The organism is Mesorhizobium sp. 113-3-9 (assembly GCF_016756515.1).
Taxonomy (GTDB): domain Bacteria; phylum Pseudomonadota; class Alphaproteobacteria; order Rhizobiales; family Rhizobiaceae; genus Mesorhizobium.
In genome coordinates, this window is record NZ_AP023246.1 from 4215937 (window position 1) to 4242812 (window position 26876).

Annotated in this window: 26 protein-coding genes; 18 read left to right on the forward strand and 8 right to left on the reverse strand. The window is 62.9% G+C overall.

Annotation, left to right across the window (positions count from 1 at the left end):
* Positions 1-64: 64 nt before the first annotated feature.
* Entirely contained in the window at positions 65-700 is a 636-nt protein-coding gene (folE, locus tag MesoLj_RS20450) for a GTP cyclohydrolase I FolE (protein ID WP_056572284.1), read from the reverse strand.
* Positions 701-940: 240 nt separating this feature from the next.
* Here folE and MesoLj_RS20455 point away from each other — a divergent pair, with 240 nt between their 5' ends.
* Positions 941-1387, forward strand: a complete 447-nt coding sequence (locus MesoLj_RS20455) for an iron-sulfur cluster assembly scaffold protein (protein ID WP_056572283.1) — start codon at positions 941-943, stop codon at positions 1385-1387.
* On the opposite strand, the gene MesoLj_RS20460 is transcribed toward MesoLj_RS20455, so the two are convergent.
* The gene (locus tag MesoLj_RS20460; protein WP_202322074.1) at positions 1384-2301 is read right to left on the reverse strand and encodes a LysR substrate-binding domain-containing protein; all 918 of its coding nucleotides are present in this window, start codon (positions 2299-2301) and stop codon (positions 1384-1386) included. The genes MesoLj_RS20455 and MesoLj_RS20460 overlap by 4 nt on opposite strands.
* A 90-nt stretch (positions 2302-2391) precedes the next feature.
* Between MesoLj_RS20460 and MesoLj_RS20465 the strand changes: the two genes are divergently transcribed.
* The 5 genes from MesoLj_RS20465 (at position 2392) to MesoLj_RS20485 (ending at position 7689) form a co-directional block, all read left to right on the forward strand.
* Positions 2392-2550: a hypothetical protein gene (locus MesoLj_RS20465; RefSeq protein WP_202322076.1), complete on the forward strand. Its 159-nt coding sequence runs from the start codon at positions 2392-2394 to the stop codon at positions 2548-2550.
* Between the two features lie 76 nt (positions 2551-2626).
* Positions 2627-3001 (forward strand): membrane protein insertion efficiency factor YidD, encoded by a 375-nt coding sequence (gene yidD / locus MesoLj_RS20470; protein WP_202322078.1) that lies wholly within the window; start codon positions 2627-2629, stop codon positions 2999-3001.
* A 713-nt stretch (positions 3002-3714) separates the two neighbouring features.
* A complete protein-coding gene (blaOXA, locus tag MesoLj_RS20475) occupies positions 3715-4533 on the forward strand; it encodes a class D beta-lactamase (RefSeq protein ID WP_202327376.1) in 819 nt (272 codons plus the stop codon).
* Positions 4534-4682: 149 nt separating this feature from the next.
* On the forward strand, positions 4683-6659 hold the full coding sequence (gene thrS, locus MesoLj_RS20480) for a threonine--tRNA ligase (protein ID WP_202322080.1): 1977 nt from the start codon (positions 4683-4685) through the stop codon (positions 6657-6659).
* Between the two features lie 85 nt (positions 6660-6744).
* On the forward strand, positions 6745-7689 hold the full coding sequence (locus MesoLj_RS20485) for a lysophospholipid acyltransferase family protein (protein WP_202322082.1): 945 nt from the start codon (positions 6745-6747) through the stop codon (positions 7687-7689).
* Between the two features lie 24 nt (positions 7690-7713).
* Here the strand turns inward: MesoLj_RS20485 and MesoLj_RS20490 are convergent, their stop codons facing one another.
* Positions 7714-8676, reverse strand: a complete 963-nt coding sequence (locus MesoLj_RS20490; protein ID WP_202322084.1) for a hypothetical protein — start codon at positions 8674-8676, stop codon at positions 7714-7716.
* Between the two features lie 154 nt (positions 8677-8830).
* Between MesoLj_RS20490 and MesoLj_RS20495 the strand changes: the two genes are divergently transcribed.
* Complete coding sequence (locus MesoLj_RS20495) at positions 8831-9415, forward strand: nitroreductase family protein (protein WP_202322086.1); 585 nt, start codon at positions 8831-8833, stop codon at positions 9413-9415.
* A complete protein-coding gene (locus MesoLj_RS20500; RefSeq protein WP_202322089.1) occupies positions 9416-10024 on the forward strand; it encodes a flavin reductase family protein in 609 nt (202 codons plus the stop codon).
* A 12-nt stretch (positions 10025-10036) separates the two neighbouring features.
* Here the strand turns inward: MesoLj_RS20500 and MesoLj_RS20505 are convergent, their stop codons facing one another.
* Positions 10037-10753 (reverse strand): TetR/AcrR family transcriptional regulator, encoded by a 717-nt coding sequence (locus tag MesoLj_RS20505; protein WP_202322091.1) that lies wholly within the window; start codon positions 10751-10753, stop codon positions 10037-10039.
* A 135-nt stretch (positions 10754-10888) separates the two neighbouring features.
* Between MesoLj_RS20505 and MesoLj_RS20510 the strand changes: the two genes are divergently transcribed.
* Entirely contained in the window at positions 10889-11563 is a 675-nt protein-coding gene (locus MesoLj_RS20510; RefSeq protein WP_202322093.1) for a methyltransferase family protein, read from the forward strand.
* A 3-nt stretch (positions 11564-11566) separates the two neighbouring features.
* Here MesoLj_RS20510 and MesoLj_RS20515 read toward each other — a convergent pair whose 3' ends face one another.
* Together MesoLj_RS20515 and MesoLj_RS20520 are read right to left on the reverse strand one after the other, a co-directional pair.
* Positions 11567-12448: an HpcH/HpaI aldolase/citrate lyase family protein gene (locus tag MesoLj_RS20515; RefSeq protein WP_202322095.1), complete on the reverse strand. Its 882-nt coding sequence runs from the start codon at positions 12446-12448 to the stop codon at positions 11567-11569.
* Positions 12448-12900, reverse strand: coding sequence for a MaoC family dehydratase (locus MesoLj_RS20520; RefSeq protein WP_202322097.1), 453 nt, complete (start codon positions 12898-12900; stop codon positions 12448-12450). Before MesoLj_RS20520 ends, MesoLj_RS20515 begins: the two co-directional genes overlap by 1 nt.
* Before the next feature lie 153 nt (positions 12901-13053).
* Between MesoLj_RS20520 and MesoLj_RS20525 the strand changes: the two genes are divergently transcribed.
* The gene (locus MesoLj_RS20525; RefSeq protein ID WP_202322099.1) at positions 13054-14178 is read left to right on the forward strand and encodes a DUF2336 domain-containing protein; all 1125 of its coding nucleotides are present in this window, start codon (positions 13054-13056) and stop codon (positions 14176-14178) included.
* On the opposite strand, the gene MesoLj_RS20530 is transcribed toward MesoLj_RS20525, so the two are convergent.
* Together MesoLj_RS20530 and parE are read right to left on the reverse strand one after the other, a co-directional pair.
* Positions 14175-16244 (reverse strand): FUSC family protein, encoded by a 2070-nt coding sequence (locus MesoLj_RS20530; RefSeq protein WP_202322101.1) that lies wholly within the window; start codon positions 16242-16244, stop codon positions 14175-14177. The genes MesoLj_RS20525 and MesoLj_RS20530 overlap by 4 nt on opposite strands.
* A 46-nt stretch (positions 16245-16290) precedes the next feature.
* Positions 16291-18348: a DNA topoisomerase IV subunit B gene (gene parE / locus MesoLj_RS20535; RefSeq protein ID WP_202322103.1), complete on the reverse strand. Its 2058-nt coding sequence runs from the start codon at positions 18346-18348 to the stop codon at positions 16291-16293.
* A 238-nt stretch (positions 18349-18586) separates the two neighbouring features.
* On the opposite strand from parE, the gene cpaB reads away from it, so the two are divergent.
* From cpaB to MesoLj_RS20575, 8 genes are all read left to right on the forward strand, one after another.
* A complete protein-coding gene (gene cpaB / locus MesoLj_RS20540) occupies positions 18587-19513 on the forward strand; it encodes a Flp pilus assembly protein CpaB (RefSeq protein ID WP_244735111.1) in 927 nt (308 codons plus the stop codon).
* Between the two features lie 54 nt (positions 19514-19567).
* Positions 19568-20989, forward strand: coding sequence for a type II and III secretion system protein family protein (locus tag MesoLj_RS20545; RefSeq protein ID WP_446720332.1), 1422 nt, complete (start codon positions 19568-19570; stop codon positions 20987-20989).
* A 6-nt stretch (positions 20990-20995) separates the two neighbouring features.
* The gene (locus tag MesoLj_RS20550) at positions 20996-21265 is read left to right on the forward strand and encodes a hypothetical protein (protein WP_056572257.1); all 270 of its coding nucleotides are present in this window, start codon (positions 20996-20998) and stop codon (positions 21263-21265) included.
* Between the two features lie 35 nt (positions 21266-21300).
* Positions 21301-22515, forward strand: a complete 1215-nt coding sequence (locus MesoLj_RS20555) for an AAA family ATPase (RefSeq protein ID WP_202322107.1) — start codon at positions 21301-21303, stop codon at positions 22513-22515.
* Entirely contained in the window at positions 22512-23930 is a 1419-nt protein-coding gene (locus tag MesoLj_RS20560; protein WP_140773235.1) for a CpaF family protein, read from the forward strand. The genes MesoLj_RS20555 and MesoLj_RS20560 overlap by 4 nt, the downstream gene beginning before the upstream one ends.
* Positions 23931-23934: 4 nt before the next feature.
* On the forward strand, positions 23935-24900 hold the full coding sequence (locus tag MesoLj_RS20565) for a type II secretion system F family protein (RefSeq protein ID WP_202322108.1): 966 nt from the start codon (positions 23935-23937) through the stop codon (positions 24898-24900).
* Between the two features lies 1 nt (position 24901).
* Entirely contained in the window at positions 24902-25867 is a 966-nt protein-coding gene (locus tag MesoLj_RS20570; protein WP_202322109.1) for a type II secretion system F family protein, read from the forward strand.
* 76 nt (positions 25868-25943) lie between these two features.
* Entirely contained in the window at positions 25944-26777 is an 834-nt protein-coding gene (locus MesoLj_RS20575; RefSeq protein WP_202322110.1) for a hypothetical protein, read from the forward strand.
* Positions 26778-26876 lie beyond the last annotated feature (99 nt).

Consider the following 26876-nt stretch of genomic DNA (forward strand, 5'->3'; position numbering starts at 1 on the left):
TGACCACCATCCTGTCCGAGAACCGGTTCTTCGGGATCATGGTTGGGCGATGCCGGTGCCGGGCTTACGCCCCGCCGCCGCGCACCATGGTGACAAAACGAACCTGCTCTTCGGGCGTATCCTTGAAGACGCCGGTGAAGGTGGAGGTGAGCGTGGTGGAACCCTGCTTGCGGATGCCGCGCATGGCCATGCACATATGCTCGGCCTCGATCATCACGGCGACGCCGCGAGGGTTGAGCACGTCCTGGATGACGCCGGCGATCTGCGCGGTCAGCGCTTCCTGCGTCTGCAGGCGATGGGCGAAGATATCGACGACGCGCGCGATCTTGGACAGGCCGACGACCTTGCCGTCTGGGAGATAGCCGACATGCGCCTTGCCGATGATCGGCACCATGTGGTGCTCGCAATGCGAATGGAACTGGATGTCCTTGACGATGACGAGGTCGTCATAGCCTGCGACCTCCTCGAAGGTGCGGCCGAGTTCCTCCGCCGGGCACATGTCGTAGCCACCGAACATCTCGCGATAGGCCTTGGCCACGCGCTTGGGCGTGTCGATCAGCCCTTCGCGGTCCGGATTGTCGCCGGTCCAACGCAGCAGGGTGCGCACCGCGGCCTCGACCTCGGCTTCGCTCGGCCGGTCGGTGACCGGCTTTTCCATGTAAGCGGACTGGGGCATGAATTTCTTGATGACGGCATCCATAAAAGGCGTCTCCCGTAGTTCCTCTCCAAGGAGGAACGAGTTGAACGGACCACGACCTTTCGGTGTCGGAAACTCGCCCCGTTTCCAGCCCCGTAAGCGGCGTGAACTTCCCGGCCAGGACAGCGGCGCTCATCGCCTTGTCGTTACCGGACTGCCAGCATTATATAAGGTCGTAGCGAGCGAAAGGAAGACGCAGCAGCGGCAATCGCTGTTCGCTTGGCGGCGACGGATTGGAAAATAATGATCAACGACGTCTACAACGCGAAAATTCTCGGCTTTGCCGGAAACATCGAACGGATCGGCCGGCTCGACCATCCCGACGCGACCGCCAAGGCACATTCCAAACTGTGCGGTTCGACCGTTACCGTCGACCTCAAGATGGAAGACGGCGTGGTCACCGACTTCGCCCATGACGTGAAGGCGTGCGCGCTCGGCCAGGCGTCGTCCTCGATCATGGCGCGGCATGTCGTCGGCGCGAGCGCCGAGGAACTGCGCGCGGTGCGCGACACCATGCTGAAGATGCTGAAGGAAAATGGCGAGCCGCCGCAAGGACGCTTTGCCGACCTGAGGTACCTGGAACCGGTGCGCGACTACAAGGCGCGCCATGCCTCGACCATGCTGACCTTCGACGCCGTGGTCGACGCCATCGGCCAGATCGAGAAGAAGCGCGCCGAAGAAGCGGCTTAGGCCTGCTGCTGCAGCTTGTGTCTGCTTTCGGCAAACTCGCCTCTCAACCAGTCGGCGAACGCGGCGGCCGGTTCCGAAAGATCCTTCAGATTCCTGGCCACCAGCCAGTAGGCGCCCGACGCAACGTCGATGTCGAACGGCTTGATCAGCGCTCCGGATGCGACTTCCCCGCCGATCTGCAAGAGATCACCCAGCGCCACGCCATGCCCGAGCAGCGCGGCCTGCTTTGACAGCGAGGCATCCGCCAGCATCGGACCTCGCGCCGGCACGGCGTCGGCGGGCACGCCGGCCGCCTCGAACCAGCGCGCCCAGCCCTGGCGGTTTTCCTCGTGCAAAAGCGTGTAGCGGGCAAGGTCGATCGGCTCCTCGAGGGCAGGGCCCGAAGCGAGCAGCGCCGGCGACAGAACCGGGGAATCGACCGTCGAGGCAAGCCGCTCGGCCTGGCTGCGAGGCCACGAGGTGGCATGCGCGCTGAAGCGCAAGGCAAGTTCGGGCTGATCCCCGCGGAAATCGATCAGCCTTGGATCAACTTCCAGGGACACGTCGATATCGGGCCGCAATTGGCGGAATCGGTTGAGCCGGGGCACCAGCCACACGGATGCAAGCGACGGCTCGACACTGACACGAACCAGGGACTGCGCGGGGACCGCCACCAGTTCCGACAGCAGCCGGTCGATATCGTCAAAGCTGCGGACCAACTGGGCAAGCAGCCGGCGGCCGGTATCGGTCAGTTCGACACGGCGATGATGGCGTTCGAACAGAGGTTGGCGCAGGAAAGTCTCGAGCTCGCGGATCTGCCGGCTGATCGCGGCCTGGGAGACGAAAAGTTCCTCGGCTGCCCGGCTGAAACTCAGATGCCGCCCCGCCGCCTCGAAACTCCTCAATGCCGTCAACGGCAAGCGCCCGCGCTTCATTCGCATAATCCAGGGTTATCCGAAGTGGAAATTATACTCGTTTGAAGGCCAAGGCCAGCGGCGGTCTAATCGCATCAAAGGAGACCGACCATGAACCAGTTCCTGAACATCTTCGGCGATGTGATGCGGATCGCGACGTTCCAATGGCGTGACGAAAGGCTGCATACCAAGTGCGGCGAGGAGTCGATCCGCCCCGGCCGCTCGATGCCTCCGGTTGACCGGCAGCCGTTTCGCCGCTTCCGCCCATGACGCACAGCGGGTGGGGATTGCGTTCTCCCGGCGAAGCTCACATCTATCGCGAGAGGAACGCGATACGGAGATTGCGGTGCACGACCCGCATGGGCATGCCCACACTGCCAGGCCGCCGGGACGCGGCCGCAACTGGCCCGGCCCGTGGCGCAAGACGCCTGGCCGTCTCTTCGGCACGTCGCTCGTGCGCCTCTATCAGTTGACGCTGTCCGGCTTTGTCGGCAATTCCTGCCGGCATCTGCCGACCTGTTCCGAATACGCGCATGAGGCGATCGCCCGCCATGGCCTGTGGGCCGGTGGCTGGATGGGATTTTTCCGCGTGCTGCGCTGCGGCCCATTCGGCACGCACGGCATCGATTTGGTTCCGGAAGTGCTGACGGACCGCTACGTCTGGTTCATGCCCTGGCGCTACTGGCGGATCGGCCGGAAACGCGGCGAAGCCCAGGCCTGACGGTGGCCTAACTTCAAAGTCGGACTATTTCGTACCATTCAGCATCATGCTGGGTCGTCGTTTTGATACATGGAACCCTACAACCACGACGACGCGACTTCTGTCCAAAACCAGTTGCCGATAAAGCGATCGTCACAGGCGAGGCCCAGTCATTTTCTTATATTCTCTCCAGATTTTGGTCGCCATATATACTATGTAGCGTTCATGATGGTATATAAGATATATAATAAAAAACAAAACAACAGTGAAAGCGACTGTTCCAACTAAAGATAGTATGAATTCTATCGGATTTTTTTCGAATTTAATCCAGCTGAATTTATCTCTTATTTCTCCAGATGCCAGCGCTGACACTGATATGCCCATCGTGTACCCGATCAGGCTCGTCAACGCGATATAGGCTATAACTTTTTTCCAAACACTCATGGAGAGTAAGGCCATAATTTCATTTCTGATCGGCATTCGAGCAGTCGACGCAGACATTGTCCAGATGGGTTAACCGGAGACGATATGAGCTCCTCAAATTTGAAGTACAACACGCGTTGAATTAACGCGTGTTTGATGGGCCAGCATTATACGGATCTCGATTTGAGGACAGATTTTTAGAATTCGGTAGGGTTAACGCAAGCCTGCACAAAGACTGCGCATTTGAGACAAAATCGAGACAAGAGACCTCGCTAAGCCCGCTCGCGAACACCCTTCTGGAGCGAGCATCAATGCGTAACATCGACCGTCTTCCCTTTATCCTGGCTGGAGTCCTTTTCCTGCTCGCCTGGCTGCTGGGGTTCCCGATGCGCGCGCAATCGGCGCCGCTTGGGGATGTGCACTGCACGCTGATCGCCGATGCGGCGACCGGCAAGACGCTTTACCAGGACGGGACCTGCGACCAGCGGTTCAGCCCGGCCTCGACGTTCAAGGTACCGCTTTCGCTGATCGGTTACGACGCCGGTATTCTGAGCGACGAGCACACGCCGACCTGGGACTACAAACCCGAATTCAATGCGGTGAAAAGGGATCAGAAGGCCGTCGACCCGGTGATCTGGGAACGCGATTCGATTATCTGGTATTCCCGGGAGATCACCCGCCGGCTGGGCGGCGAGAAATTTGCCGGCTACGTATCGAAGTTCAAATACGGCAATAGCGACGTTTCAGGCAATCCCGGCAAGGATGACGGTCTCACGCGTTCCTGGGTCAACTCCTCGCTCAAGATCACGCCGGTCGAACAAGTTGCCTTCCTGCGCCAAATGCTCGCTGGCAAGATGCCGGTGTCGGCGAAGGCGCATGAGATGACGCGCGCAATCATACCGAGCTTCAAGGCCGGCGATTGGTCCGTTCAGGGCAAGACCGGCAGCACGAGGCTCGGCGAGGGCGGCAAGGACAAGCGCTCGCTCGGTTGGTTTGTCGGTTGGGCCCGGAAAGACGGACGCCAGATCGTGTTCGCCCGGCTGGTTGTCGATACCAATCGGACCGATATGCCGAAAGGGTTGGCGACCAGGGCCGCGTTCCTCAGGGATCTGCCGCAACTGATGAAGTAGGCTGGGCTTTACGGCGGCGGCATCTGCTCATAAAAGACTGCCGCCGCCGGACGCCTCCGGCCAACCTGATGCAGGTCGCAGCCGCAAGCCGCCGGTGACCTGCATTTTACCACCCGCGCTCGTTTGCGGGACTGGATAGGAGATACATGATGCTGAATTCCGTTTCCCTGACATTCCCCGATGGTTCCGTCCGCGACTACGACGCGGCGATGACCGGTGCCGGCCTTGCCGAATCGATCTCGAAGTCGCTGGCCAAGAAGGCCGTCGCCTATGCCATCGACGGCACCGTGCGCGACCTCAGCGACCCGCTCGGCAAGTCCGGCAAGGTCGAGATCATCACTCGCGACGACGCGCGCGCCCTTGAGCTTATCCGTCACGACACCGCCCACGTGCTGGCGGAAGCCGTGCAGGAATTGTGGCCGGGAACGCAGGTGACCATCGGGCCGGTGATCGAGAACGGATTCTATTACGACTTCGCCCGCAACGAGCCGTTCACGCCGGATGATTTTCCGGTGATCGAGAAGAAGATGCGCGAGATCATCGCGCGCAACAAGCCGTTCACCAAAGAGGTCTGGTCGCGCGACAGGGCCAAGAAGGTGTTCGCCGACAAGGGCGAGCGCTACAAGCTCGAACTGATCGACGCCATTCCCGAGGATCAGGATCTCAAGATCTACGCCCAGGGCGACTGGTTCGATCTCTGCCGCGGTCCGCACATGGCTTCGACCGGCCAGATCGGCAATGCCTTTAAGTTGATGAAGGTGGCCGGCGCTTATTGGCGTGGCGATTCGAACAACCCGATGCTGACGCGCATCTACGGCACGGCCTGGGCCGACCAGGCGCAGCTTGATGCCTACCAGACGATGCTGGAGGAGGCCGAGAAGCGCGACCATCGCAAGCTTGGCCGCGAGATGGACCTGTTCCATTTCCAGGAAGAAGGGCCGGGCGTCGTCTTCTGGCACGCCAAGGGCTGGAAGATGTTCCAGAACCTGGTCAACTACATGCGCCGCAGGCTCGACGAGCAGGGCTACCAGGAGGTCAACGCTCCGCAGGTGCTCGACAAGAGCCTGTGGGAAACGTCAGGCCACTGGGGCTGGTATCGTGACGCCATGTTCAAGGTGACGGTCGCGGGCGACGACACCGACGACGATCGCGTTTTCGCGTTGAAGCCGATGAACTGTCCGGGCCATGTGCAGATTTTCAAACATGGGTTGAAGTCCTATCGCGATCTGCCCGTGAAACTTGCCGAATTCGGCAATGTGCATCGCTACGAACCATCAGGGGCGCTGCACGGGCTGATGCGCGTGCGCGGCTTCACGCAGGACGATGCGCATATCTTCTGCACTGAGGAGCAACTGGCGTCGGAATGCCTGCGCATCAACGACCTGATCCTGTCGACCTATGCCGATTTCGGTTTCGACGAGATCAGCGTGAAGCTGTCGACGCGGCCGGACAAGCGTGTCGGCACCGACGAGGCGTGGGACCACGCCGAGGCGATCATGAGCAGTGTGCTGGAGACGATCAGGACAAGATCCGGCAATCGGATCAAGACTTCGATCAATCCGGGCGAGGGCGCCTTCTACGGGCCGAAGTTCGAATATGTGCTGAAAGATGCCATCGGCCGCGAATGGCAATGCGGCACGACGCAGGTCGACTTCAACCTGCCGGAGCGCTTCGGCGCCTTCTACATCGGCTCCGATTCGGAGAAGAAGCAGCCGGTCATGGTGCACCGCGCCATCTGCGGCTCGATGGAGCGTTTCCTCGGCATCCTGATCGAGAACTATTCCGGTCACTTCCCGCTGTGGTTCGCGCCGCTGCAGGTGGTGGTGGCGACGATCACGTCCGACGCCGACGGCTATGCGACCGAAGTGGTGGCAAAACTCAAGGCCGCGGGCTTGTCGGCCGAGGCCGATCTGCGCAACGAGAAGATCAACTACAAGGTCCGCGAACACAGCCTGGCCAAGGTTCCGGTCATCCTCGTCTGCGGCAAGCGCGAGGCGGAAGAGCAGACGGTCAACATGCGCCGGCTTGGATCGCGTGACCAGGAGTCGCTGGGCCTTTTGCAGGCAATCGATCGGCTGACCGAAGAAGCGATCACGCCCGATCGCCGGCGCAAGCGCGCCGCCTGATTTGAGCAGCACCTTTGATGGTGGCGGTGGAGCGATCCACCGCCATTTTCATATCCCTGTCACGCCGATCTTGTAACGAGCCCCTATGCTCAAGCTGAAATTGCGCGAACGGTCCTTTCCCGAACTTTCATACGCCAATCCGCACCAGCCGGTGCTGGCGCGGTGGTTCATTCATTCCGTCGAAGGCCTTTCCGGCCGCGATCGCTTTGCGGCACTCTACGATTTCTGGCGCCGTGGGGTCGTACCGACCGGTGAGCGCGTGTTCAGCCGCATGCTCGACCTGATCGATGTCGGCGTGCGAACCGCCGATCAATGGCCGCCCGCACAACTGCCCGATACGCCGCTGGTGATCGTTGCCAACCATCCCTTCGGCATTGGCGACGGCATTGCGGTGCTGTCGCTGGCGGAGCAGCTCGGGCGGCCTTTCCGGGTGATGATCCACAAGGATCTGCTCAGGATTCGCGAGATGGAGCCCTATTCGCTGCCGATCGACTTTTCCGAGACCAAGGAAGCGCTGAAGAACAACATGGCCGTGCGCCACGAGGCGGTACGCCTGCTGAAGGAGGGCGTCACCATCGTGGTGTTTCCGGCCGGCGGCGTCGCCACGGCGCCGAAAGGCTTTGGCCGGGCGCGCGACCTGCCATGGAAAATGTTTCCCGCCCGCCTCGTCCAGGAAGCGAAGGCGTCGGTCGTTCCCATGCATTTTTCCGGACAGAATGGCAGGCTGTTCCACCTGGTCAGCGGGCCTATGAACATGGCTGAGCGCGATGGCCGGGTGGCCAAATTCGTCGGCAAGGCCTCGCTGACATTGCGCACGTCGCTGCTCATCCGCGAATTCGCACGGCTGTCCGGCAGGGCGATCGACGTGCGCGTCGGCGATGTGCTGAGCTGGAGTGAGCTGGAGCCGCTGCGCGACCGCAAGGCATTGCTCGAGCGTCTCTACCGCGGCGTGTTCGACCTGGCGCCGCAGCTGCCGCGCCGCCGGATTCCCTTCCTGCCGGCGCGGACGAAGCTGAAGCTGGCGGCCTGAAATAGGGGAATGGGTCGTAGAAGGCTAATCCGCGCCTTCTTCCGGATCCATCGCCGCGGCCTCGGTCGCCAGAACCTCGATCTCCTGGTTCTGCCCGGCCACGACCGTGAAATCCTTCTGGTAGATGCGGTCGCGGTTCTTGGCGATGATGGTGTAGTCGCCCTCGGCAAGCACCATCGAGGCGAAGGCGCCGACTGTTTCCTTGATCGGATCGCCGGATTCGTTGAGCAGCGACCAGGACGTGTCGGCGATCGCTTCACCGCCCGTTTCGCGCACCAGCTTCATCGTGATCTCGGCGGCGTGATGCTCGACGGTGGCTTCGGTCAGCTTGCCGGCCTCGACGCGGATGTCGGAGCGGATCACCGCGTTGACCGCGCCATAGGTCGAGACGACGTGGTAGATGCCGGCATTGAGTCGCACGACGCTGTTGGGCTCGACATCGGGAATGATCAGCGCGCGGTCGCCATTGGCCTCGGCGGTGCCCTCATAGATCGAGAAGCGCAGTTTTTTCGGGGGAATGCGCACGCCGCCGGACAGAACCGCGTCGAGCTTCAGGCCACCAGCGTCGAGCACCAGGCTTTCCCGCTTGGCTTCCTTGCCGACAGTGATGCGCTTGGTGGCGCCGGCGCGGCCATAGGAGGCATGGACCAGATAGCTGCCGGGCTCGAGCTGGAAGACGGCACTGCCGCCATGCGCGGAGGCGACCATCGGCAATTTACCGTTGACGGGCTCGGGCTTGAAGACACGCCAGACGAGGCCACGGGTGATGTCGGTGCCCTTGTCGGTCAGCTGGGCCGACAAAGTGATGGCGCCACCGCCGCCGAGCGCCAGCGGGGTTTCGGTCTTGGGCGTCGCATAGCTCGAAATTCCGGGGAGTTTCAGGTCGCTGACGCCGTCCTTTTCCTGCGCAGCAGCCAAGGAGACCGGCAGCAGGAACAGCGCGGCGCAGAGCCAAACCAGGAAAAGACGCAGTCGCCCCTCAAACATGCCTTGCGTTGAAGCCCATGGCGGTGGCAATTTCAAGGCTTAAGAGTCCGATCCACGACTCTTCAGCCCGGCGCTCGCGCGCCTTTGCCCGAGCCGCCCGAATTCCCGATGGTGCGCTTCAGCTCAAAACAGAGTGTGTAGGAGACTTGCGCCCATGGCGTCGCCGATCATCGACTTCCTGCTGACCCGAAATTCAGCACCGATTCCGGAGCTCAAGGATCCGGCGCCCAGCGACGCCGATATAGCGACGATGATCGCCGCCGCAACGCGCGTGCCCGACCATGGCCGGCTGGAGCCCTGGCGCTTCATCCTCTATCGCGGCGATGTCCGCGTCGAGATCGGCAGGAGGCTCGCGGAGCTTGCCGAGCAGCGGGAAGGGCCGCTGCCCGAGGGCCGCCGCAACCAGGAGCTGGCGCGCTTTTCCCGTGCGCCGCTGGTGATCGGTGTGGTGTCGGTGCCGAAAGAGAATCCCAAGATCCCGCAATGGGAAATGTTCCTGTCCGGCGGCATGGCGGCGATGAACCTGATGATTGCGGCCAATGCGCTGGGCTATGGCACCAACATGATCAGCAACTGGTATTCCGACGTGCCGGAGGGCAGGGCGATCCTCGGACTGGCGCCGCAGGAGCGTGTCGTCGGTTTCATCCATATCGGCTCTTATGCCGGCCCGGCGCCGGAGCGGCCACGGCCTGATCCGGCCAAGCTCTACGCTGATTACGCAGGACCCTGGGCGGGCTGAATGTTCTACGAACCATCCAGAGGGCACGGGCTGCCGCACGATCCGTCGAAGGCGATCGTGGCGCCGCGCCCGATCGGCTGGATATCGACGCTGAACAAGGCGGGCGAGATCAATCTCGCGCCATACTCTTTCTTCAATGCGGTTTCGACGCGCCCTTTCATCGTCTGGTTCTCGTCGGAAGGAGAGAAGGACAGCGCCTCCTTTGCCCAGGAGACCGGCGAGTTCGTCGCCAATCTGGTCAGCCGCGATCTTGCGGAGAAGATGAACTACACGTCCGTCAACGCGCCGCCTGGCGTCAACGAGTTCGTCTATGCCGATCTCGCCATGGCGCCTTCGCGTCTCGTCAGGCCGCCGCGTGTGGCGGCAGCGCCTGCCGCGCTGGAATGCCGGGTGACGGAAGTCTTCCGCCCAAGGGCGTTGGACGGAACGCTAACCAGCGCTGTCGTCGTCGCCGGCGAGGTGGTCGGCGTGCACATTGACGATGCCTTCCTGAAAGACGGCCTGTTCGACATCACCAAGGCCGGGAATGTGGCTCGTCTCGGTTATATGGATTACGCCAGCGTCGAAGAGGTCTTTTCGATGCGCCGGCCCCGCTGGGGCAAGGAGTAGGCTCCAGGCCGCTCAGCGCGCCTTGACGGGGTTCGTTTTGCGTCGGGCTGTCATGACGGCTCTGATGTAGCCGGGTTCTCCGATCCGAATGCTTCCGTCGGGAAGGCCGAGTATACGGTCGAGAGCGATCTCGTAGAGCCTGAGGCGTTTCTCCAGGACTTCGATCGCGACCTCCATATCGGCGTCGCTGCCGCCGGCGATCGCCTTGGCGACGACATCATGCGTGGCCAAGCCGAACTGCATGACGATGTCGGCGACACCCTCCGGATCGAAGGTCCTGAAAGTGCCGTCTTCGACACCTTGCCGGATGATCTTGACCAGCAAGGGTGAAAACGACGCGCTGGCCGCCAGGTTGATGCGGTGGAAAAGCACCAGATTCTCCGGCCGAAACATCGTTTCGAAAAGAGCCCAGGCCTCCGCCGCGGTTTCGATCTTGGCCCGTCGCGACTGTGAGAGCAGGCCGTTCAGGCGGCCAAGCGGGTCGAGGCCGGGATCGTCGAGCACGCCCTGAACCCCAGCCAGTGCCTGTTTCGCGAAACGGTCGGCCAGTGCTTCCAGAAGAGCCTCCTTGGAGGCGAAGTAGTGATAGAAGGCGCCCTTCGAGACGCCGGCTGACGCAATCACGTCGTTGAGGCTCGCTCTGTCGTAGCCGTGCGTCAGGAACAGAGCCTGGGCATGGTCCAGAAGTTCTTCTCGCCTGAGTTCTGGATGCTTGATGACGCGGGGCATGACCAACCTTCTGCACGTGATGGCCGTTTTCGTCCAGCGCGGAACCTGCTTGAATCTTAGACCATCGGTCGGTATGGTAGACCATTGGTCTATTTCTGCCAATGCCGGCGAGGGGCATGCCGTGGAAGGTCGATCATGATCGCGAAATTGGTTCTTCAGACATTCATCTGGTTCGGCGTCATGGGCGCCTTGCTCTTCCTGTCGGCGGGAACGCTGCACTGGCCAGGTGCCTGGGTCTATCTGGTGGTGATGGTGGGGCTCAGTCTCACCATGGGCGTGGCGCTGGCGCGTCGCGATCCCGGCCTTATGAAAGAGCGGCTGAGCCCTCCCATCCAGAAGAATCAGACGGCGGCCGACAAGGTCCTGCTATCCATACTTCTCATCGCCATCTTCGGCTGGCAGATCTTCATGGGATTCGATTTCCGTTTCGGCTGGTCGGCGGTTCCTGTCTGGGTGCGGGGGGTTGGAGCGCTGGTCCTGCTGATCGGAATCTGGATCTGCTATCTGACCATGCTGGAGAACAGTTTTGCTGCGCCCGTGGTGAAGATCCAGGATGAACGGGGACAACGCGTGATCACCACCGGGCCTTACAGCTATGTCCGCCATCCCATGTATGCCGGCGCCATTCTCTTCTTCGCCGGCACGGCACTCCTACTTGGCTCCTGCTGGGGGCTGGCATCGGTGCTCGTGTTCGTCGTTCTCCTGGCCATCCGCACGTTCATAGAAGAGAAAACGCTTCGCATCGGCCTGCGCGGCTATGATGACTATGCTGCTGAGGTCCGCTACCGCCTGATCCCGAAGGTCTGGTAGCGGTCAGGCGGAAATGCCTGCTGCCCTCGCGCGTGCAAGCAGCCTTTCGGCCAGCCGCAGATGCGGGCGGTCGTACATCTTGCCGTCGATTCCAACAACGCCGGGATTTCCGGCTGCCTCGAACGCCGCGACGATTGCCGCCGATTGTCTGACCGCCTCGACCGAGGGCGTGAAGGCGGCATTTATGACCGGCACCTGGTCGGGATGGATCGCCATCTTGCCGGTGAAGCCGTCTCGCTCGGCCTCCGCGCATTCCGCGGCGAATGCCGCCATGTCGCGAAAATTCGGGAACACGGTGTCGATCGCGGCGACCTCGGCGGCTCCGGCCGCCAGGATAGTTGTCAGGCGGGCGTGGCGGAACACGTCGGTGTAACGGCCCTGCTCGTCGCGGGTGGAGCGTGCGCCGATCGCCGCCGACAGGTCTTCCGCGCCCCAGGTCAGACCGGCGAGCCGCGCACTTGCGCCGGTATAGGTCGCGGCGGCGAGTATTCCCGCCGGGGTTTCGGTGATGATCGGCAGGATCCTGATCGAGCCGTCGGGCAGGCCGTTCTCCGCCTCCCGAACCCTGAGCTTTGCCGAGAGGTGCTGCACATCCTGGCCGCTGTTGGATTTGGGCAGCATGATGCCGTCCGGCTTTGCCGCAACGAGCGCGGCAAGATCGTCGTCCGTCAATCCGGTCGAGAGGTCGTTGACCCTGATATAGATGGCCGAGGTGGTTTGTCCCCTGCGTTCGACGATAAAGCGTGCGGCGACCGCGCGCGCCGTCGCCTTGTTCTGCGGCGCCACGGAATCCTCGAGATCGACGATCACCACGTCGGCGCCGGCGCCAAACCCCTTTTCCAGCTTGCGCTCGGAATCGCCGGGAACGAACAGCAGCGAACGCATCAGGCGGCCTTCTTCAGCATCATCGCCTGCCTGGTGCATTTGGCGACGAGGTCGCCATGCTGATTGTAGGCGCGGTGCTCGAATTCGACGATGCCGCGATCGGGTTTCGACTTGGACTCGCGTACCGAGACGACAGAGGTTTCGACACGGATGGTGTCGCCGTGGAAGACCGGATGCGGAAACACGGTTTCCTTCATGCCGAGATTGGCGACCGTCGTGCCGACCGTGATGTCATTGACCGAAATGCCGATCATCAGGCCGAGCGTGAAGAGAGAGTTGACCAGCGGCTTGCCCCATTCGCTCTTGGCGGCGAAGTCGAAGTCGATATGCAGCGGCTGCGGGTTCAATGTCATCGCCGAAAACAGCATGTTGTCGCTCTCGGTGACGGTCTTGCGCAGCGTGTGCTGGAAGACGTGGCCGACGACGAATTCCTCGAGATATAGCCCGGCCATTTGCTGTTTCCTCCGCTGTCTGAGGGTTGATAGGCGCTGCATTCAGCAGTCGCAAGCCAGTTAATGAACATGGTGAACCGTTCGTAAACCATTTCTGCCTACCGTCTTCAGCGGGGCCGGAAACCTTCTGGCAAGGGGGCATAGCAGGCGGGCATGGTTGTTGTTTCGCATTTCCTGAAGTGGATCTACACGGCCAGGGTGTCCGAGCGTGCCGCCGCGGCCAACGCGCTGGCCCGGGCCTATGTCAATTCCGAATTGCCGTTCGAGGATCGTTGCGCCGCGGAGGCCGCGCTGACGCTGCTGCTCGACGACGCGTCGTCGAAAGTGCGGCTGGCAATGGCCGAAGCACTCTCGATGAGCCAGCACGCGCCGCTGCAGATCATCAGCGCGCTGGCTTCTGACCAGCCCGAAGTCGCCGGTGTCGTGCTGGCGCGCTCGCCGCTGCTCACCGACGCCGATCTGATCAACCGTGTGGCGGCGAGCCAGAAGGCAACGCAGAAGCTGATCGCGGACCGTCCTGTTGTCTCGATGGCGCTGTCGGCGGCCATCGCCGAGATTGGCGAGGCCGAAGCCTGCGCGGTGCTGCTGGCCAACAGCGGCGCCGACATCGCCTCCCTCAGTTTCCGCCGCATGGCGGAGCGCCACGGGCATCTGCCTCTGGTACGCGAGGCACTGATATCGGATGCACGCCTGCCTGCCGACAGCCGGCATATGCTGCTGATCAAGCTTGGCGAAACATTGAAGACATCGCCACTGGTCATGGCATTGATGGGCGCCGCGCGTGCCGACCGCGTCATGCGGGACGCTTGCGTCAAAGCCTCCGTGACGCTGATTGAGGGCACGCGCCAGGAAGAACACGCGGCTCTGATCGAGCATCTCAGGCTGCGCGGCGATCTCACCGCAAGCTTCCTTATCCGCACCATCGCGCATGGCAAGGTCGATTTCTTCGGCTCGACGCTGGTGGCACTCGGCCAGCAGTCTGAACAGCGCGTGAGGGCGCTGCTGGCCGGCGGGCACGATGTCGCCTTGCAGGCTCTGTTCCGCAGCGCCGGCCTTGCCGCGGCCACGCATGCGATCATCCTGCGCGCGCTGAAAATCTGGCGGGAAGTTGCCAATGGCAAGCGCGTTGCCGGCGTGCAGGAGGTCAGCTGGCTGATGCTCAAGGAACTGGGCGGGCAATCCGCGGAAGGCGATCTCGCCGCTCTGGTCAAGTCTATCCATCTTGACGCCCTGCGCGAGAACGCGCGGGGGCACGCACTGGCAATCGCCGCAGCCTAGCCTTTATCCCTGGCGAAGAAATCCGGGAAGTCCTCCATCGCCGCGGCGATAATGCGCAGTGATGCCGCGATCTGCAGCGCGTCGCTGTTGGCGTTCCGCTGGGCTATGCCCGCCGCATATTGCCGGGCCACGGCGACAGTCGCTGTCTGCGGGTCACCGGGCGCGCGGAAAAGCAGTTCGCGCGCCAGCCCTCTCAGGAAGTTGGCGACCGAAAGCGCGGTCTCGGACGGGATGGCGTGGTTCTGGCTTGCGCTGCGCAACCGCAGGATCTCCAGACCGACCGTGACTGCGGCAACGCCGCCACCCAGAACCGCTTCGCCCTTCCTGCCGGAATTCTGCACCAGCGGCATCAACTGGTTGATCCGGTCATAGGCGAGGCTCTCGAAGGCCGATCGCCTCGGCACGCGCTCGTGCAGGCAAAGTCGAGCCAGATCCTCGCGCATGGCCCGCACGATGCGATTGGCCGCGAGCCACGGATCGGCGGGGAGCACGATGAGGAAGACCCCGATCGCCAGCAGGATGCCGACCAGGATCGATGCCGAGCCGGCAAGGAAGGGGCCAGGAGCATAGGTCATCGCCTGATGGGGACTGAGGAAGGCGAGAAAATTGATGGCGAAGGCTGTCGCCACGCCGACATAGCGCGGATTGGCCATGGCGAGCGCCGCCGGCACCAATATGGGAACGACAAAGAGCGTGAACCAGCCAAAACCGGGCAGGGCGGGAAGCGCTATCTGGCCGACGAGAAAGGCAAAGGGCAAAGCGAGCAGGGTGCCCTTGAAGAAGCCCCAAGATACCTGCACCGGGTCGGGGCGAGCGGCAAACAGGCTCGATACGACGGCAACCAGAATGACGGTGCCTGCCGCTTCCGACCATTTCGTCGTCAGCCAGAATGCGGCGACCAGCAATGTGGCAAGGGCCGCGCGGACGGCGTTACGTGCCGCGCCGGGATAGTCGCGATGCACCACGAGGGCGGGTTGCCGGCTGGCGCGACCTTGGCGGCGCGTGGCTGGTGAGCGCAGCGCATCCAGACCGCGCAGCACCTGTTTCAGCGCCTCGGCGAAATCGGCGGCGATGGTGAGGCGGGTGATGGTGCCGACCCTGTCGTCACCCTGGTCGACCGAGGCATCGGGCATTTGCCTGGCTTTGGCCGAGATCGCGTCGAGCCGTGCCACCCAGGGCGCGATATCATCCAACGCGCCGGGTTTGGCCGCCAGTTCACCGACAAGCACTTGCAACTCCGAGCGTACCGGAATGAGCGCGGCGTTCTTCGGAGCGGCGTGCGAATGCAGCGCACGTGCCGCCGAGAGAGCCGAGAGCAGCTGTCCGATGGTGCGCCGGACCGGATGGGCGCGGGGCGCGAAGCTTGCTGCCTCGAGCCTGGCATAGGCGCGCATCTCGCCAAGCGTCTGGGTGTCGGCGACAAGCTTGCGGTGCAGTCCGATGAGCGTTGCCCGATCGCCGCCGGAGAACGCACCGCCGGCATAGATGGCGAGGTCGAGAATGCAGCGTTTCAGCCGCGAGATGATGGCGTCACTGGCCAGTTTCGGCAGGATCAGCCGGCTGGTCAGGCCGGCGCAGACGATACCGAGTACGATCTCGGCGCAGCGCGCGACTGCAAGGTCGACGACAAGGTGCGGTTGCCCGAAGGCGGGCAGGCCGATGATCATGGCCGTGTAGCCGGCCAGGGCCGCGCCATAGGCTTCCGGGTTGCGCAGCAGCGAGGAGACGAAGGTACAGATGCCGATCCAGACCGCCAGCACCGTCACCAGCACCCAGGGGCCGGTACCAAAGATCGTGGTGATGCCGATCGCGGCGACGCCGCCGGCGAGCGTGCCGAGCAGACGGTAAAAACCCTTCGCCAGCACCATGCCGGCAACGGGCTGGGCGACGATGAATACCGTCATCATCGCCCATTGCGGGTGATCGAGCCGCAGCGCATAGGCGGCGAGAAGCGCTATAAGCCCGGCCGAAACGGTGCGCAGGGCGAAAATCCAGTCCGAGTGCGTCGGCTGTGTCAGCCCGGCCAAGCTTGTCTCGAAATAGGCTTTCAGCCGTGCCCGGGTCACATGCTCGTCTCCGCAACTGGAGCCCGTGTTATGGACCGGGTAGCGCTCAGATATCCAGCACTTCCGTCTCCGCGAATTCGGCACGCTCCTGGATGAAGCGGAAGCGGGCTTCCGGCTTGGTGCCCATCAGCGCGTCGACCGCGTCCTTGGTCGCGGCCTCGGCGTCGATCACGTCGACCCTGAGCAGCGTACGCTTCCTCGGGTCCATGGTGGTCTCCTTGAGCTGCGAGGCCATCATTTCGCCCAGGCCCTTGAAGCGGCCAAGCTCGACCTTGCCGCGCCCGGTGAATTCGGTGCGCAGGAGTTCGTCCTTGTGCGCGTCGTCGCGGGCATAGGCGACCTTGCCACCTTGCCTGATCGAGTAAAGCGGCGGCACCGCCAGATAGAGATGGCCGCCACGCACCAGCGCCGGCATTTCCTGGTAGAAGAAGGTGATCAGCAGCGAGGCGATGTGGGCGCCGTCGACGTCGGCGTCGGTCATGATGATGACGCGGTCGTAGCGCAAATCCTCGTCGCGGTACTTCGAGCGTGTGCCGCAGCCAAGCGCCTGGATCAGGTCCGATATCTGCTGATTGGCGGCAAGCTTGTCATTACCGGCGCTGGCAACGTTGAGGATTTTTCCGCGCAATGGCAGTACTGCTTGGCTGGCACGGTCGCGTGCCTGCTTGGCCGAGCCGCCGGCGGAGTCACCTTCGACGATGAACAGTTCGGCACCGGCCGCCGCGTTCTGCGTGCAGTCGGCGAGCTTGCCGGGCAGGCGCAGCTTGCGTACCGCGCTCTTGCGCGACACCTCTTTCTCCTGGCGCCGGCGCACCCGCTCGTCGGCGCGCGCGATCACCCATTCCAGGAGCTTCGAGGCTTCCTGTGGATTATCGGCCAGCCAATGGTCGAATGGATCGCGGATCGCGGTCTCGACAATGCGGATCGCCTCGATCGTTGCCAGCCTGTCCTTGGTCTGGCCGACGAATTCAGGTTCACGGATGAACACCGATAGCATGCCCGCCGCCGAGATCATGACGTCTTCGGAGGTGACGACCGAGGCGCGCTTGTTGCCGACGAGATCGGCATAGGCGCGCAGGCCCCGCGTCAGCACGTTGCGGAAACCGGCCTCGTGGGTACCGCCTTCACCGGTCGGGATGGTGTTGCAGTAGGAATTGATGAAACCGTCGCCGCCGAACCAGGTCACCGCCCATTCAAGCGAGCCATGGCCGCCCTGCTTTTCGCTCTTGCCGGCGAAGATTTCCCGCGTCACCTGGAAGTCGTCGCCGAGCGATGCCTTGAGATAGTCCTTGAGGCCGCCTGGAAAATGGAATTCCGCCTTGGCCGGCGTCTGGTCCTTCTCCTTGATCAGCGAGGGATCGCAGGTCCAGCGTATTTCGACGCCGCCAAACAGATAGGCTTTCGAGCGCGTCATGCGGTAGAGCCGCGCCGGCTCGAAAGCCGCGCCCTTGCCGAAGATCTGCTCGTCGGGATGGAACCGGGTCTTGGTGCCGCGGCGGTTGTGCACCTCGCCGAGGTGCTCCAGACCGCTTACCGGAATGCCGCGCGAGAAGCGCTGGCGGTATAGTTGACGACCTCGCGCGACTTCGACCTCGAGATGGTCCGACAGCGCGTTCACAACGGAAACGCCGACGCCGTGCAGGCCGCCCGAGGTTTCATAAACCTTGGAATCGAATTTGCCGCCCGAATGCAGCGTCGTCATGATGACTTCGAGTGCCGGCTTCTTGTATTTCGGATGCGGATCGACCGGGATGCCGCGGCCATTGTCGGTAACGGTCAGAAACCCGTCGGCCGAAAGCTCGACGTCGATAAAGGTGGCATGGCCGGCAACCGCCTCGTCCATCGAATTGTCGATGACCTCGGCGAACAGATGGTGCATCGCCTTGTCGTCGGTACCGCCAATATACATGCCTGGCCGGCGACGCACCGGCTCCAGGCCCTCGAGCACCTCGATATCGGCGGCGCTGTAGCCCTCGCTACCATCCTTGGTCGCTGCGGGGCGCTTGGCCGCCGCCTGCACAAGGGGATCCGCCGGGCGCGCCGGTGTGCGAACCGGCTGCGGCTGCTTGTCCATATTGCCGAAGAGATCGTTGTTGTCGTCCATGCCTGCCATAGGGTCCGGTGCTGCGAATCACCCGCCGATACTGCCACGCTTTTCAGCGCCAAGCGACGGAAGTTCCTGTTACGTTCGGGGATTTGACCCCCTCTTACCTTAAAACCATTCGATAACCAAGCGGGCGGAAATAGGTCCGATACGGCTGGCCGGGATTCCTGTTTCTTTAACAAAGCGGCCTAGCGTGAGCCCAACATAACAAGAAACGACGGGCAGCAGGGGTTTCGGCGTGAGGGGCAAGGCCATAACGATGATCGGCATCGCCGCCGTTTTCGGCGCGATATCGATCTTTGCCGCGGATTTCTGGGTCAAAAGCCAGGCCAAGGCCGACGCCGAGGAGAAGACGTCGTCGATCGCTGCCCCAGCTCCGCCAAGGATCGAGTTCAAGACCATCGTGGTGGCGAACGCGTCGTTGCGCTACGGCATGGAACTCGACCGTGCAAAGCTGATCGAAATCCCGTGGCCTCAGGATTCCCTGCCGCAGGGCGCCTTTGCCACCATCGACGGGCTGCTTGGCGAAGGCAGCCGCGTCGTGCTGTCGCCGATCGAGGTCAACGAACCGGTGCTGCTGACCAAGCTGTCGGGGCCAAACGGCCGCGCGACGCTCTCCAACATGCTGACGCCCGGAATGCGCGCGGTCACCATCCGCACCGACGAGATCGCCGGTGTCGGCGGCTTCGTCACGCCGGGCGACCGGGTCGATGTCGTGCTGACGCGCGATGCCGGCGAAATCCAGGAAGTCGCCAAGAACGCGCAAGGGGCGGCCGGTTCGACCATCACTTCCGAGATCGTGGTTGCGGACGCCAAGGTGCTGAGCGTCGGGCAGGGCGCCGACGAGCGCCAGACCACGCCGCAGGTGGCCAATTCCGTGACTATCGAGGTGACGACCGAGGGCGCGCAGAAAGTGGCGCTTGCCCGCACCGTCGGCACGCTGTCGCTGTCGCTGCGCTCGGCCAGTGAAGGCGGCGACGGCAAGAATGGCGTCACCACCATCTCTTCCTTCGGCGGATCGGTAGCGGCCAAGGCTCAGGCCGCGGCCGGCTCCCTGTTCGATGCGATGACCAAGGAGCCGGAGAAGCCGAAATTCAAGACGGTCATCGTGACGCGCGGCACGAAGGCCGAGGAATATCAGGTTCCTGCGCGGGACCAGAAGTAAATGCCGGTGGGGACCGGGCGGGACGGGGCAATGTTGATGCGTACCCTATATCGAATGGCAGGCCGGTTGCGCTTCGTGCGCATCCTGGGGATGGCGGTTGCCCTGGCTGTGAGCGGGATGCTTGCCTTGCCTGGCGCGGCCAAGGCGGACAATGACGTCGTCTATGTCTCTGCGACCAAGAATGCGTCGATCAAGGTCGCCAAGGGGAAGCCCAAGACGATCGTGACGAGCGCCGCTTTCTACCAGATTGTCATCGGCGATCCGGAGATCGCCAACGTCAATCCGCTGACCGACAAATCCTTCTATGTGCTGGGCAACAATCTCGGCACCACCGGAATCGCTTTGTTCGACGAGAAGAAGCAGCTTGTCGGCACCGTCGACATCGAGGTGACGCTCGACACGGATCAACTGGCCAGCACCATCCGCGCCAGCGTGCCGGACGCCAAGATCAAGGTCGGTTCGGCCAATGGCCGTGTCGTGCTGTCGGGTGAGGCGGACGACGCTGTCGCCGCGGACAAGGCAAGCAAGATCGCCAGCCGCTTTTCCGGCAATGAAGAGGTGATCAACTCCGTCAACATCTCGTCCTCGCAGCAGGTCCAGCTCAACGTCCGTTTCGTCGAGATCAATCGCCAGGCAAGCCAGGATCTCGGCGCCAAATACAGCGCCAATTTCGCCTACGGTATCGGTGGGCGCGACGTCACCATCGATCCGGGAACCGTGCCGGCGGCCGGAACCGGCGAGATCATCGGCCGGCTGTTGTCGAACGGCGTGTCGATCGATGTCGCCATCAAGGCGCTGGAAGAGCGCGGCCTTGCCCGGCGGCTGGCCGAGCCGAACCTGATTGCCCGTTCGGGCGAGACGGCGAGCTTCCTCGCCGGCGGCGAATTTCCGATCCCGGTTTCCGAGGAAAACGGCAAGATTTCCGTCAGCTACAAGAAGTACGGCGTCAGCCTCGACTTCACGCCGACAGTGCTCAAGGACGGGCTGGTCAGCCTCGACATCGCGCCGGAAGTGTCCTCCATCGACGCGTCGGCCTCCTACAACATCGGCACCATCTCCGTGCCCGGTTTCATCGTCCGCCGCGCCAAGACCTCGGTCGACCTGAAGAATGGCCAGAGCTTCATGATCGCGGGGCTGCTGCAGTCGCAAAACGACATCACCACATCGCGCATTCCCGGCCTCGGCAAGATGCCCGTGCTTGGACCGCTGTTCTCGTCGAAGTCCTATCAGCGCCGCGAAACCGATCTGGTCATCATCGTCACGCCCTATCTGGTCAAGCCGGTCGATCCATCGAAGAAGATGGCCGAGCCGACCGATGGCACGCAGCCGGCCAGCAACGTCGACTATTTCCTCAACAACACCGAGGAAGTGAAGGCATCGGACAGCGGTCGCGCGCTGGCGCTGGCCGATGGCAGTGCCGCAAGAGCCACTCCCGCCACCACGGTCGGGCATTTCCTCGACCTGCCGAAGGACTGAAGTGCCATGCGTTTGATCCTGAGGTCGAGCATTGCCTTGCTTTTGGCCGGCTTCGCCGCCGGCTGCACCAGCGACGACTATGTGCGCAGTGAAGGGCTGACGACCGGCGCCGGTAACGCCCAGGCCGCCAACACCGTCATGCAGATGGTCGATCCGTGGAAGTACGGTGTCCAGAACACCAGGCTTCTCGTGCCTGCCAAGCGTGGCGATGCCGGACCTGTCACCCCCGATCAGGCCGCCGCTTCGAAGGCATCGCAGACGACCACGGGCAACTGACCCCAAAGGGCGATCGAGCCCACAGGCTGATAAAAATGGCAAACGGCATCAAGACCCGGAAAATCCTGCTCGTATCGACGGACAGGACCTTCGTGCAGGACACGCGGACCGCATTCGCCGCCTCCGAGATCATCCAGCTCTCGGCGGTGGAGAAGAGTGTCACCGAGTTGCGTGGCGAAATCCAGGAGGCCGATTTCGGCGCCATCATCGTCGACATGGACGCGGCGAGGCTGGAGGAGGTCGAGTCGCTGCAGCGCATCATGCGCCGGCTGGAGGACAAGACACCGGTCGTCGTCGTCACCCAGGAGTTCAACGCCGCCGCGGTGCGCATCCTGGTGCAGCTCAAGGTCGCCGATTTCCTGGTCAAGCCGATCACAACGGCCGACCTGGTGCGCTCGGTCGTGCGGGCGTTGCAGGGGCCGGGGCGGGAGGAAAACACCGAGTCGCAGATCTACACCTTCATGCCTGCCGCCGGCGGCGTCGGTACAACGACGCTGGCGCTGCAGACCGCCTTCCAGCTGCATCATTCGGTGACGCGTGGCGCCTCGACCTGCGTGGTCGATCTCAATTTCCAGCAGGGCGCCTGTGCCGAATATCTCGACCTCGAGCCACGTTTCGACATCACCGAGATCGAGAACCAGCCCGAACGTCTCGACCGGCAGCTGCTCGACGTTATGCTGTCCAAGCACGCCAGCGGGCTGTGCGTGCTGGCCGCGCCGACCCACCCGGCGGAGATGCGTTCGTTCAAGACCGATGTCGTGGTCCGCATGCTGGACCTCGTCTCGGCCTATTTTGACAATGTCGTCATCGACATGCCGCGCACCTGGTTTCCCTGGACGGAGACCGTGCTGCTCGGCTCCAACAAGCTGTATATCGTGGCCGAGATGACGGTGCCGTGCCTGCGCCACACGCAAAGGCTGATCCAGGCTGTCTATGAGACCGCCGGCAAGGAAGTGAAGCCGAACGTCATCGTCAACCGTTTCGAGCAGAAGATGTTCGACAACGGCATCAAGCAGGCCGACGTCCAGGAGATTCTTGGCGAGCATTTCGTCGGCGGCATCGCCAACAACTACCGGCTGGTGCGCGAGGCGGTTGACCGTGGCGTGCCGCTGCACGAAATCGACCCCAATGCCAATGTCGTCAACGACCTGAAGAGGATCATTCTTCCGGAGGAGGCAGCCGCGACTGGACCCAAGTCGAAGTCGCTGTTTAGTCTCGGCAAGGGCTTCTTGAAGAGGAAGGCCGGATGACCAGCCGTTTTTCAACCCTGCAGAACCGTGACGCGCGTCCGCAGCGTCCGGCGGAATCAGCCCCGGTCGCGCATCATGCTGTCGTCATCCCGACCAGCCGAAAGGCGCCCGCAAAGCCGGATGTCGCGCCGGCAAAGAACGCCAACAAGGTGCTCGATGCGCGCGTCCGCATTCACCGCATGCTGCTCGAGGAGATCAACCTCGTGGCGCTGGAGCGTTTGCCCAAGGAGGAGATGCGCCGGCAGGTGCATGATTTCGTTTCTGAAAAAACCCGCCAGGAGCGGATGGCGATCAACACCGTCGAACTCGAAGCGCTGGTCGACGATATCGTCGACGAGATGGTCGGCCTCGGTCCGCTTGAGCCGCTGCTCAAGGATCCGGACATCAACGACATCCTGATCAACGGCCACCAGAACTGCTTCATCGAAAAGAAGGGCAAGCTGCAGCAGGTCCATATCCCGTTCAAGGATGAGGCGCATCTGCTTAGAATCATTAACAAGATCGTCGCCGCGGTTGGCCGCCGGGTCGATGAATCGCAGCCGATGGTCGACGCGCGCATGCTCGACGGTTCGCGCTTCAACGCGGCCATCCGCCCGGTTGGAGTCGACGGGCCGCTGGTGTCGATCCGCAAATTCTCCAAGAACAAGCTCGGCCTTCACAAGCTGGTCGAATTCGGCGCCATCACGCAGAACATGGCTGAGGTGCTGGCGGCGGCAGTCCACGCCCGCAAGACGACGATCATTTCGGGCGGCACCGGTACCGGCAAGACGACGATGCTGAACGCGCTGTCGGCCTTCATCCCCGAAGACGAACGGTTGATCACCATCGAGGACGCGGCAGAACTTCAGCTGCAGCAGCCGCATGTCGCGCGCATGGAGACGCGCCCCGCCAACATCGAGGGCCATGGCGAACTCAAGCAGCGCGATCTCGTCAAGAATGCGCTGCGCATGCGCCCAGACCGGGTCATCCTCGGCGAGTGCCGCGGCGAGGAAGCCTTCGACATGCTGCAGGCGATGAACACCGGCCATGAGGGGTCGATGGCGACCATCCATGCCAACACGCCGCGCGATGCCATTTCGCGCCTCGAACAGATGCTGGGCATGACCGGCATGCCGATGACGGTGCAGTCGATCCGCAGCCAGATCGCCAGCGCCATCGATATCATCGTCCAGCTGACCCGGCTTTCCGACGGCAAGCGCAAGGTGACAAGCGTCGCCGAGGTAACCGGCATGGAAGGCGACGTCATCCAGATGCAGGAGATTTTCCGCTTCGTGCGCACCGGCATGGATGCCGATGGCGGGATTCTCGGCTATTTCGAGGCGACCGGCATCCGGCCGCGCTTCCTCGAGGATCTGCGCGCCATGGGCATCGAATTTCCCGGACGCTATTTCGAACCCGGCCGGCCGCAGGAGTAACCAGGTGTTCGACGGGCTGAGCGCGATCTATGTCGTCTATGCCGGGGCAGCACTCACCGGCATCATGATCGCCGAGGCCTGCTATCTCCTCTACGCCGGCCGCAGCGACAAGCGCACCGCCATCAACCGGCGCATGAAGCTGCAGGAAAACAAGATCAGCCAGGAGCAGGTGCTGATCCAGCTGCGCAAGGAGCGCGGCCTCGATGCGGGCACCTCGCTGTTCTCGCCGGACCGGTTCCGTGCCCTGCGCACGCAATCGGGCATGATCATGCCGCTGTCGAGATTCCTGATGATCACCTCGGGCGTGGCGCTGGCCATGGCCCTGGTCGCCATCTGGCATGGCTTGCCGCTTCTGATGGGGCTTGTCCTGTTCGTCGTTCTGGTGCCGCTGTTGCCGGTGGTGGTGATGCGCTTCAAGCGCAAGCGCCGGCTCAAGCGCTTCGGCATGCAGCTGCCGGAGGCGCTGGAGCTGATCACGCGCGGCCTCAAGGCCGGTCATCCCGTGCCGGTGGCCATTGCCATGGTATCGCGCGAGATGCCCGATCCGATCGGCACCGAATTCGGCGTCATCGCCGATGAGGTGACCTATGGTTCCGACCTGGTCTCGGCGCTGAATTCACTGTTCGACAGGGTCGGCCATGAAGATCTGCCGCTGTTCATCACCGCCGTCTCCATCCAGTCCAGTTCGGGTGGCAATCTGCGCGAGATTCTGGACGGCCTGGCGCTGACGATCCGCGAGCGCGGCAAGCTGCGCCGCAAGGTGCGCGCCATCTCGACCGAAGGCCGCATGTCGGCCTATATCCTGACGGCGATACCCGCGCTTTTGTTTGCCGCCATCATGGCGCTGATGCCGGGCTTCTACCGCGATGTCTGGGACGAGCCGAAAACCTGGTACCTGATCGGCGGCTCGGTGACCTGGTTGATGCTGGGCAATCTGATGATGTTCAAGATGTCGAATTTCAGGTTCTGACATGCAGGGCTTCATCGAGTTCCTCGCTTCGCTTGCTCCGACCTCGTTGATGCCGGTGGCCGTCCTGTTGCTGGCCCTGGGCAGTGGCGCGGTCGTCTGGCCAATGGTGGCGGCGAAGGGCGATCGCAACGAAGTGAAGCGCCGGCTCAAGGTCGACCATGGTCCCGCGGCCGCGAAACCCGAGCCGCTGCAGAAGAAGAATGCCGACGTCGTGCGCGAGAAGGCGGTGAGGCGGGCACAGGAATTCTACGCCAAGAGCGATCCCGAAAATGTCGCCCGGTTGCGCATGAAGCTGATCCAGGCCGGCTACATGGAGCCGCGCGCCGTCGGCACGTTCTTCATCATACGCTTCTCGGCGCTGGTCGGCGCCGCGATCGGCGCGTTTGTTCTGAACCAATGGCTGGCCAATGCCGACGCGACGATGGCCAGCCGTTGGGCGTTCGTCATCCTGTCGGGCGTGGCCGGCTATTTCCTGCCTGGCCTGGTGCTGACCCAGAAGGTGCGGGAGAAGATGCGCGAATACCGCAACGGCTTTCCCGACTTCATGGACCTGATGATCGTCTGCTCGGATGCCGGCATGAGCATGGAGGCCGGCATCGAGCGCGTCTCGAAGGAACTCGCCAAGACCTATCCCGCGCTCAGCCAGAACCTTCAGCTGGTGTCGCTGGAACTGCGGGCCGGGCGCAGCCTCGACGATGCGCTGAAGGCACTCGCCGACCGTCTCAGCCTCGACGAGGTCCGTTCCTTCGCCACGCTGCTGCAGCAGTCGAAGGAGCTCGGTACCAGCCTGTCGGGCGCATTGCGCGTCTTCTCCGACGAAATGCGCCACAAGCGCATGTCGCTGGCCGAGGAGAAGGCGCATGCCCTGCCGGCCAAGATGTCGATACCGGTGACGGTGTGCATCCTGCCGGTGGTGCTGATGATCGCGGTCATTCCGATCATCGTCAAAATGACGGGTAGCCACTAGCCAATATTGATGCTCTGGATCCGGGGCCGACAACGCATCATCCGGCCCGAACGCGGCCCTGCGACGTGAGAACCCCATGCGAATACTGTTGTGTGCCGTCTCCCTCGCTCTCGCCGCCACCAGCCTGTGGCCGGCGCAGGCCGCGGCCGACGATTGCGGCGATGCCGCCGCGCTGTTGCGGCAGGCCTATCCCAAGGTCCAGAAAAGCGCCGACGGCCGCTCGTTCACGCTCGAGCCGCATACCAGCATCCCGCTCGCGGACCCGCAGGACGGTGCGCCGGGCCTGGTCTGCAAGGTCTGGCCCGCCCATGACGATCTGTTGCTGGTCGTGGTGCCGCTGATCGACAGCGTCCAATCCGTCGATGGCCAGCATGTCGGCGATATCGAGCTTCTGGTCGTCGACAGGAAGACCCTGCAAATACGCCAGCGCCTGCTCCAGCCCAAGCTGATGAACGACGATGCCATCGCCATCCGCGGCATCGAATTCGACACCGGCCGCTACGGGCTGGCGCCCGGTGTCACCGCCTTCGGCCTGCGCATCGACATGGCCAACCATTCGCAGCCCAATCCCTTTGGTGAGACCGACCTGCGGCTCTATGCCATCGCCAACAATGCGCTGCACATGGTGCTCGACGGCCTTGTCGTGGCCGGCTTTGGCGGCGAAGGCGACACCAATTGCGCGGGATCCTTTCATTCGAGCAAGGTCAACCTGGCGATGAGCCCGACGATCCATCGCGGCTACCACGACATCATCGCGGTCGAGCGGCAGGATACCGACGAGCTGTTCCCCGACAAGGATGGCGAGTGTCAGTCGCATCCCGGCAAGTCGGTGAGCCGGACCCACCGGCTGCGCTATGACGGCAGCCGCTATCCGGTTCCGGCGGCGCTCAAGGCAATGGACCCGCCGTAAGAACGCGGTTCGCACCTGTTCGAGGCGTTGCAGCCCAATGGTTAACGGCCGGTATTGCGGAAACCAAATCTTAGGGGCATTTCGGCACCGAAGCTTAAT

Coding starts and splice junctions, on each gene's coding strand:
- folE (WP_056572284.1), bottom strand. CDS start 700: ATGGATGCCGTCATCAAGAAATTCATGCCCCAGTCCGCTTACATGGAA.
- MesoLj_RS20455 (WP_056572283.1), top strand. CDS start 941: ATGATCAACGACGTCTACAACGCGAAAATTCTCGGCTTTGCCGGAAAC.
- MesoLj_RS20460 (WP_202322074.1), bottom strand. CDS start 2,301: ATGAAGCGCGGGCGCTTGCCGTTGACGGCATTGAGGAGTTTCGAGGCG.
- MesoLj_RS20465 (WP_202322076.1), top strand. CDS start 2,392: ATGAACCAGTTCCTGAACATCTTCGGCGATGTGATGCGGATCGCGACG.
- blaOXA (WP_202327376.1), top strand. CDS start 3,715: ATGCGTAACATCGACCGTCTTCCCTTTATCCTGGCTGGAGTCCTTTTC.
- thrS (WP_202322080.1), top strand. CDS start 4,683: ATGCTGAATTCCGTTTCCCTGACATTCCCCGATGGTTCCGTCCGCGAC.
- MesoLj_RS20485 (WP_202322082.1), top strand. CDS start 6,745: ATGCTCAAGCTGAAATTGCGCGAACGGTCCTTTCCCGAACTTTCATAC.
- MesoLj_RS20490 (WP_202322084.1), bottom strand. CDS start 8,676: ATGTTTGAGGGGCGACTGCGTCTTTTCCTGGTTTGGCTCTGCGCCGCG.
- MesoLj_RS20495 (WP_202322086.1), top strand. CDS start 8,831: ATGGCGTCGCCGATCATCGACTTCCTGCTGACCCGAAATTCAGCACCG.
- MesoLj_RS20500 (WP_202322089.1), top strand. CDS start 9,416: ATGTTCTACGAACCATCCAGAGGGCACGGGCTGCCGCACGATCCGTCG.
- MesoLj_RS20505 (WP_202322091.1), bottom strand. CDS start 10,753: ATGCCCCGCGTCATCAAGCATCCAGAACTCAGGCGAGAAGAACTTCTG.
- MesoLj_RS20510 (WP_202322093.1), top strand. CDS start 10,889: ATGATCGCGAAATTGGTTCTTCAGACATTCATCTGGTTCGGCGTCATG.
- MesoLj_RS20515 (WP_202322095.1), bottom strand. CDS start 12,448: ATGCGTTCGCTGCTGTTCGTTCCCGGCGATTCCGAGCGCAAGCTGGAA.
- MesoLj_RS20520 (WP_202322097.1), bottom strand. CDS start 12,900: ATGGCCGGGCTATATCTCGAGGAATTCGTCGTCGGCCACGTCTTCCAG.
- MesoLj_RS20525 (WP_202322099.1), top strand. CDS start 13,054: ATGGTTGTTGTTTCGCATTTCCTGAAGTGGATCTACACGGCCAGGGTG.
- parE (WP_202322103.1), bottom strand. CDS start 18,348: ATGGACGACAACAACGATCTCTTCGGCAATATGGACAAGCAGCCGCAG.
- MesoLj_RS20545 (WP_446720332.1), top strand. CDS start 19,568: ATGGCAGGCCGGTTGCGCTTCGTGCGCATCCTGGGGATGGCGGTTGCC.
- MesoLj_RS20550 (WP_056572257.1), top strand. CDS start 20,996: ATGCGTTTGATCCTGAGGTCGAGCATTGCCTTGCTTTTGGCCGGCTTC.
- MesoLj_RS20555 (WP_202322107.1), top strand. CDS start 21,301: ATGGCAAACGGCATCAAGACCCGGAAAATCCTGCTCGTATCGACGGAC.
- MesoLj_RS20560 (WP_140773235.1), top strand. CDS start 22,512: ATGACCAGCCGTTTTTCAACCCTGCAGAACCGTGACGCGCGTCCGCAG.
- MesoLj_RS20570 (WP_202322109.1), top strand. CDS start 24,902: ATGCAGGGCTTCATCGAGTTCCTCGCTTCGCTTGCTCCGACCTCGTTG.
- MesoLj_RS20575 (WP_202322110.1), top strand. CDS start 25,944: ATGCGAATACTGTTGTGTGCCGTCTCCCTCGCTCTCGCCGCCACCAGC.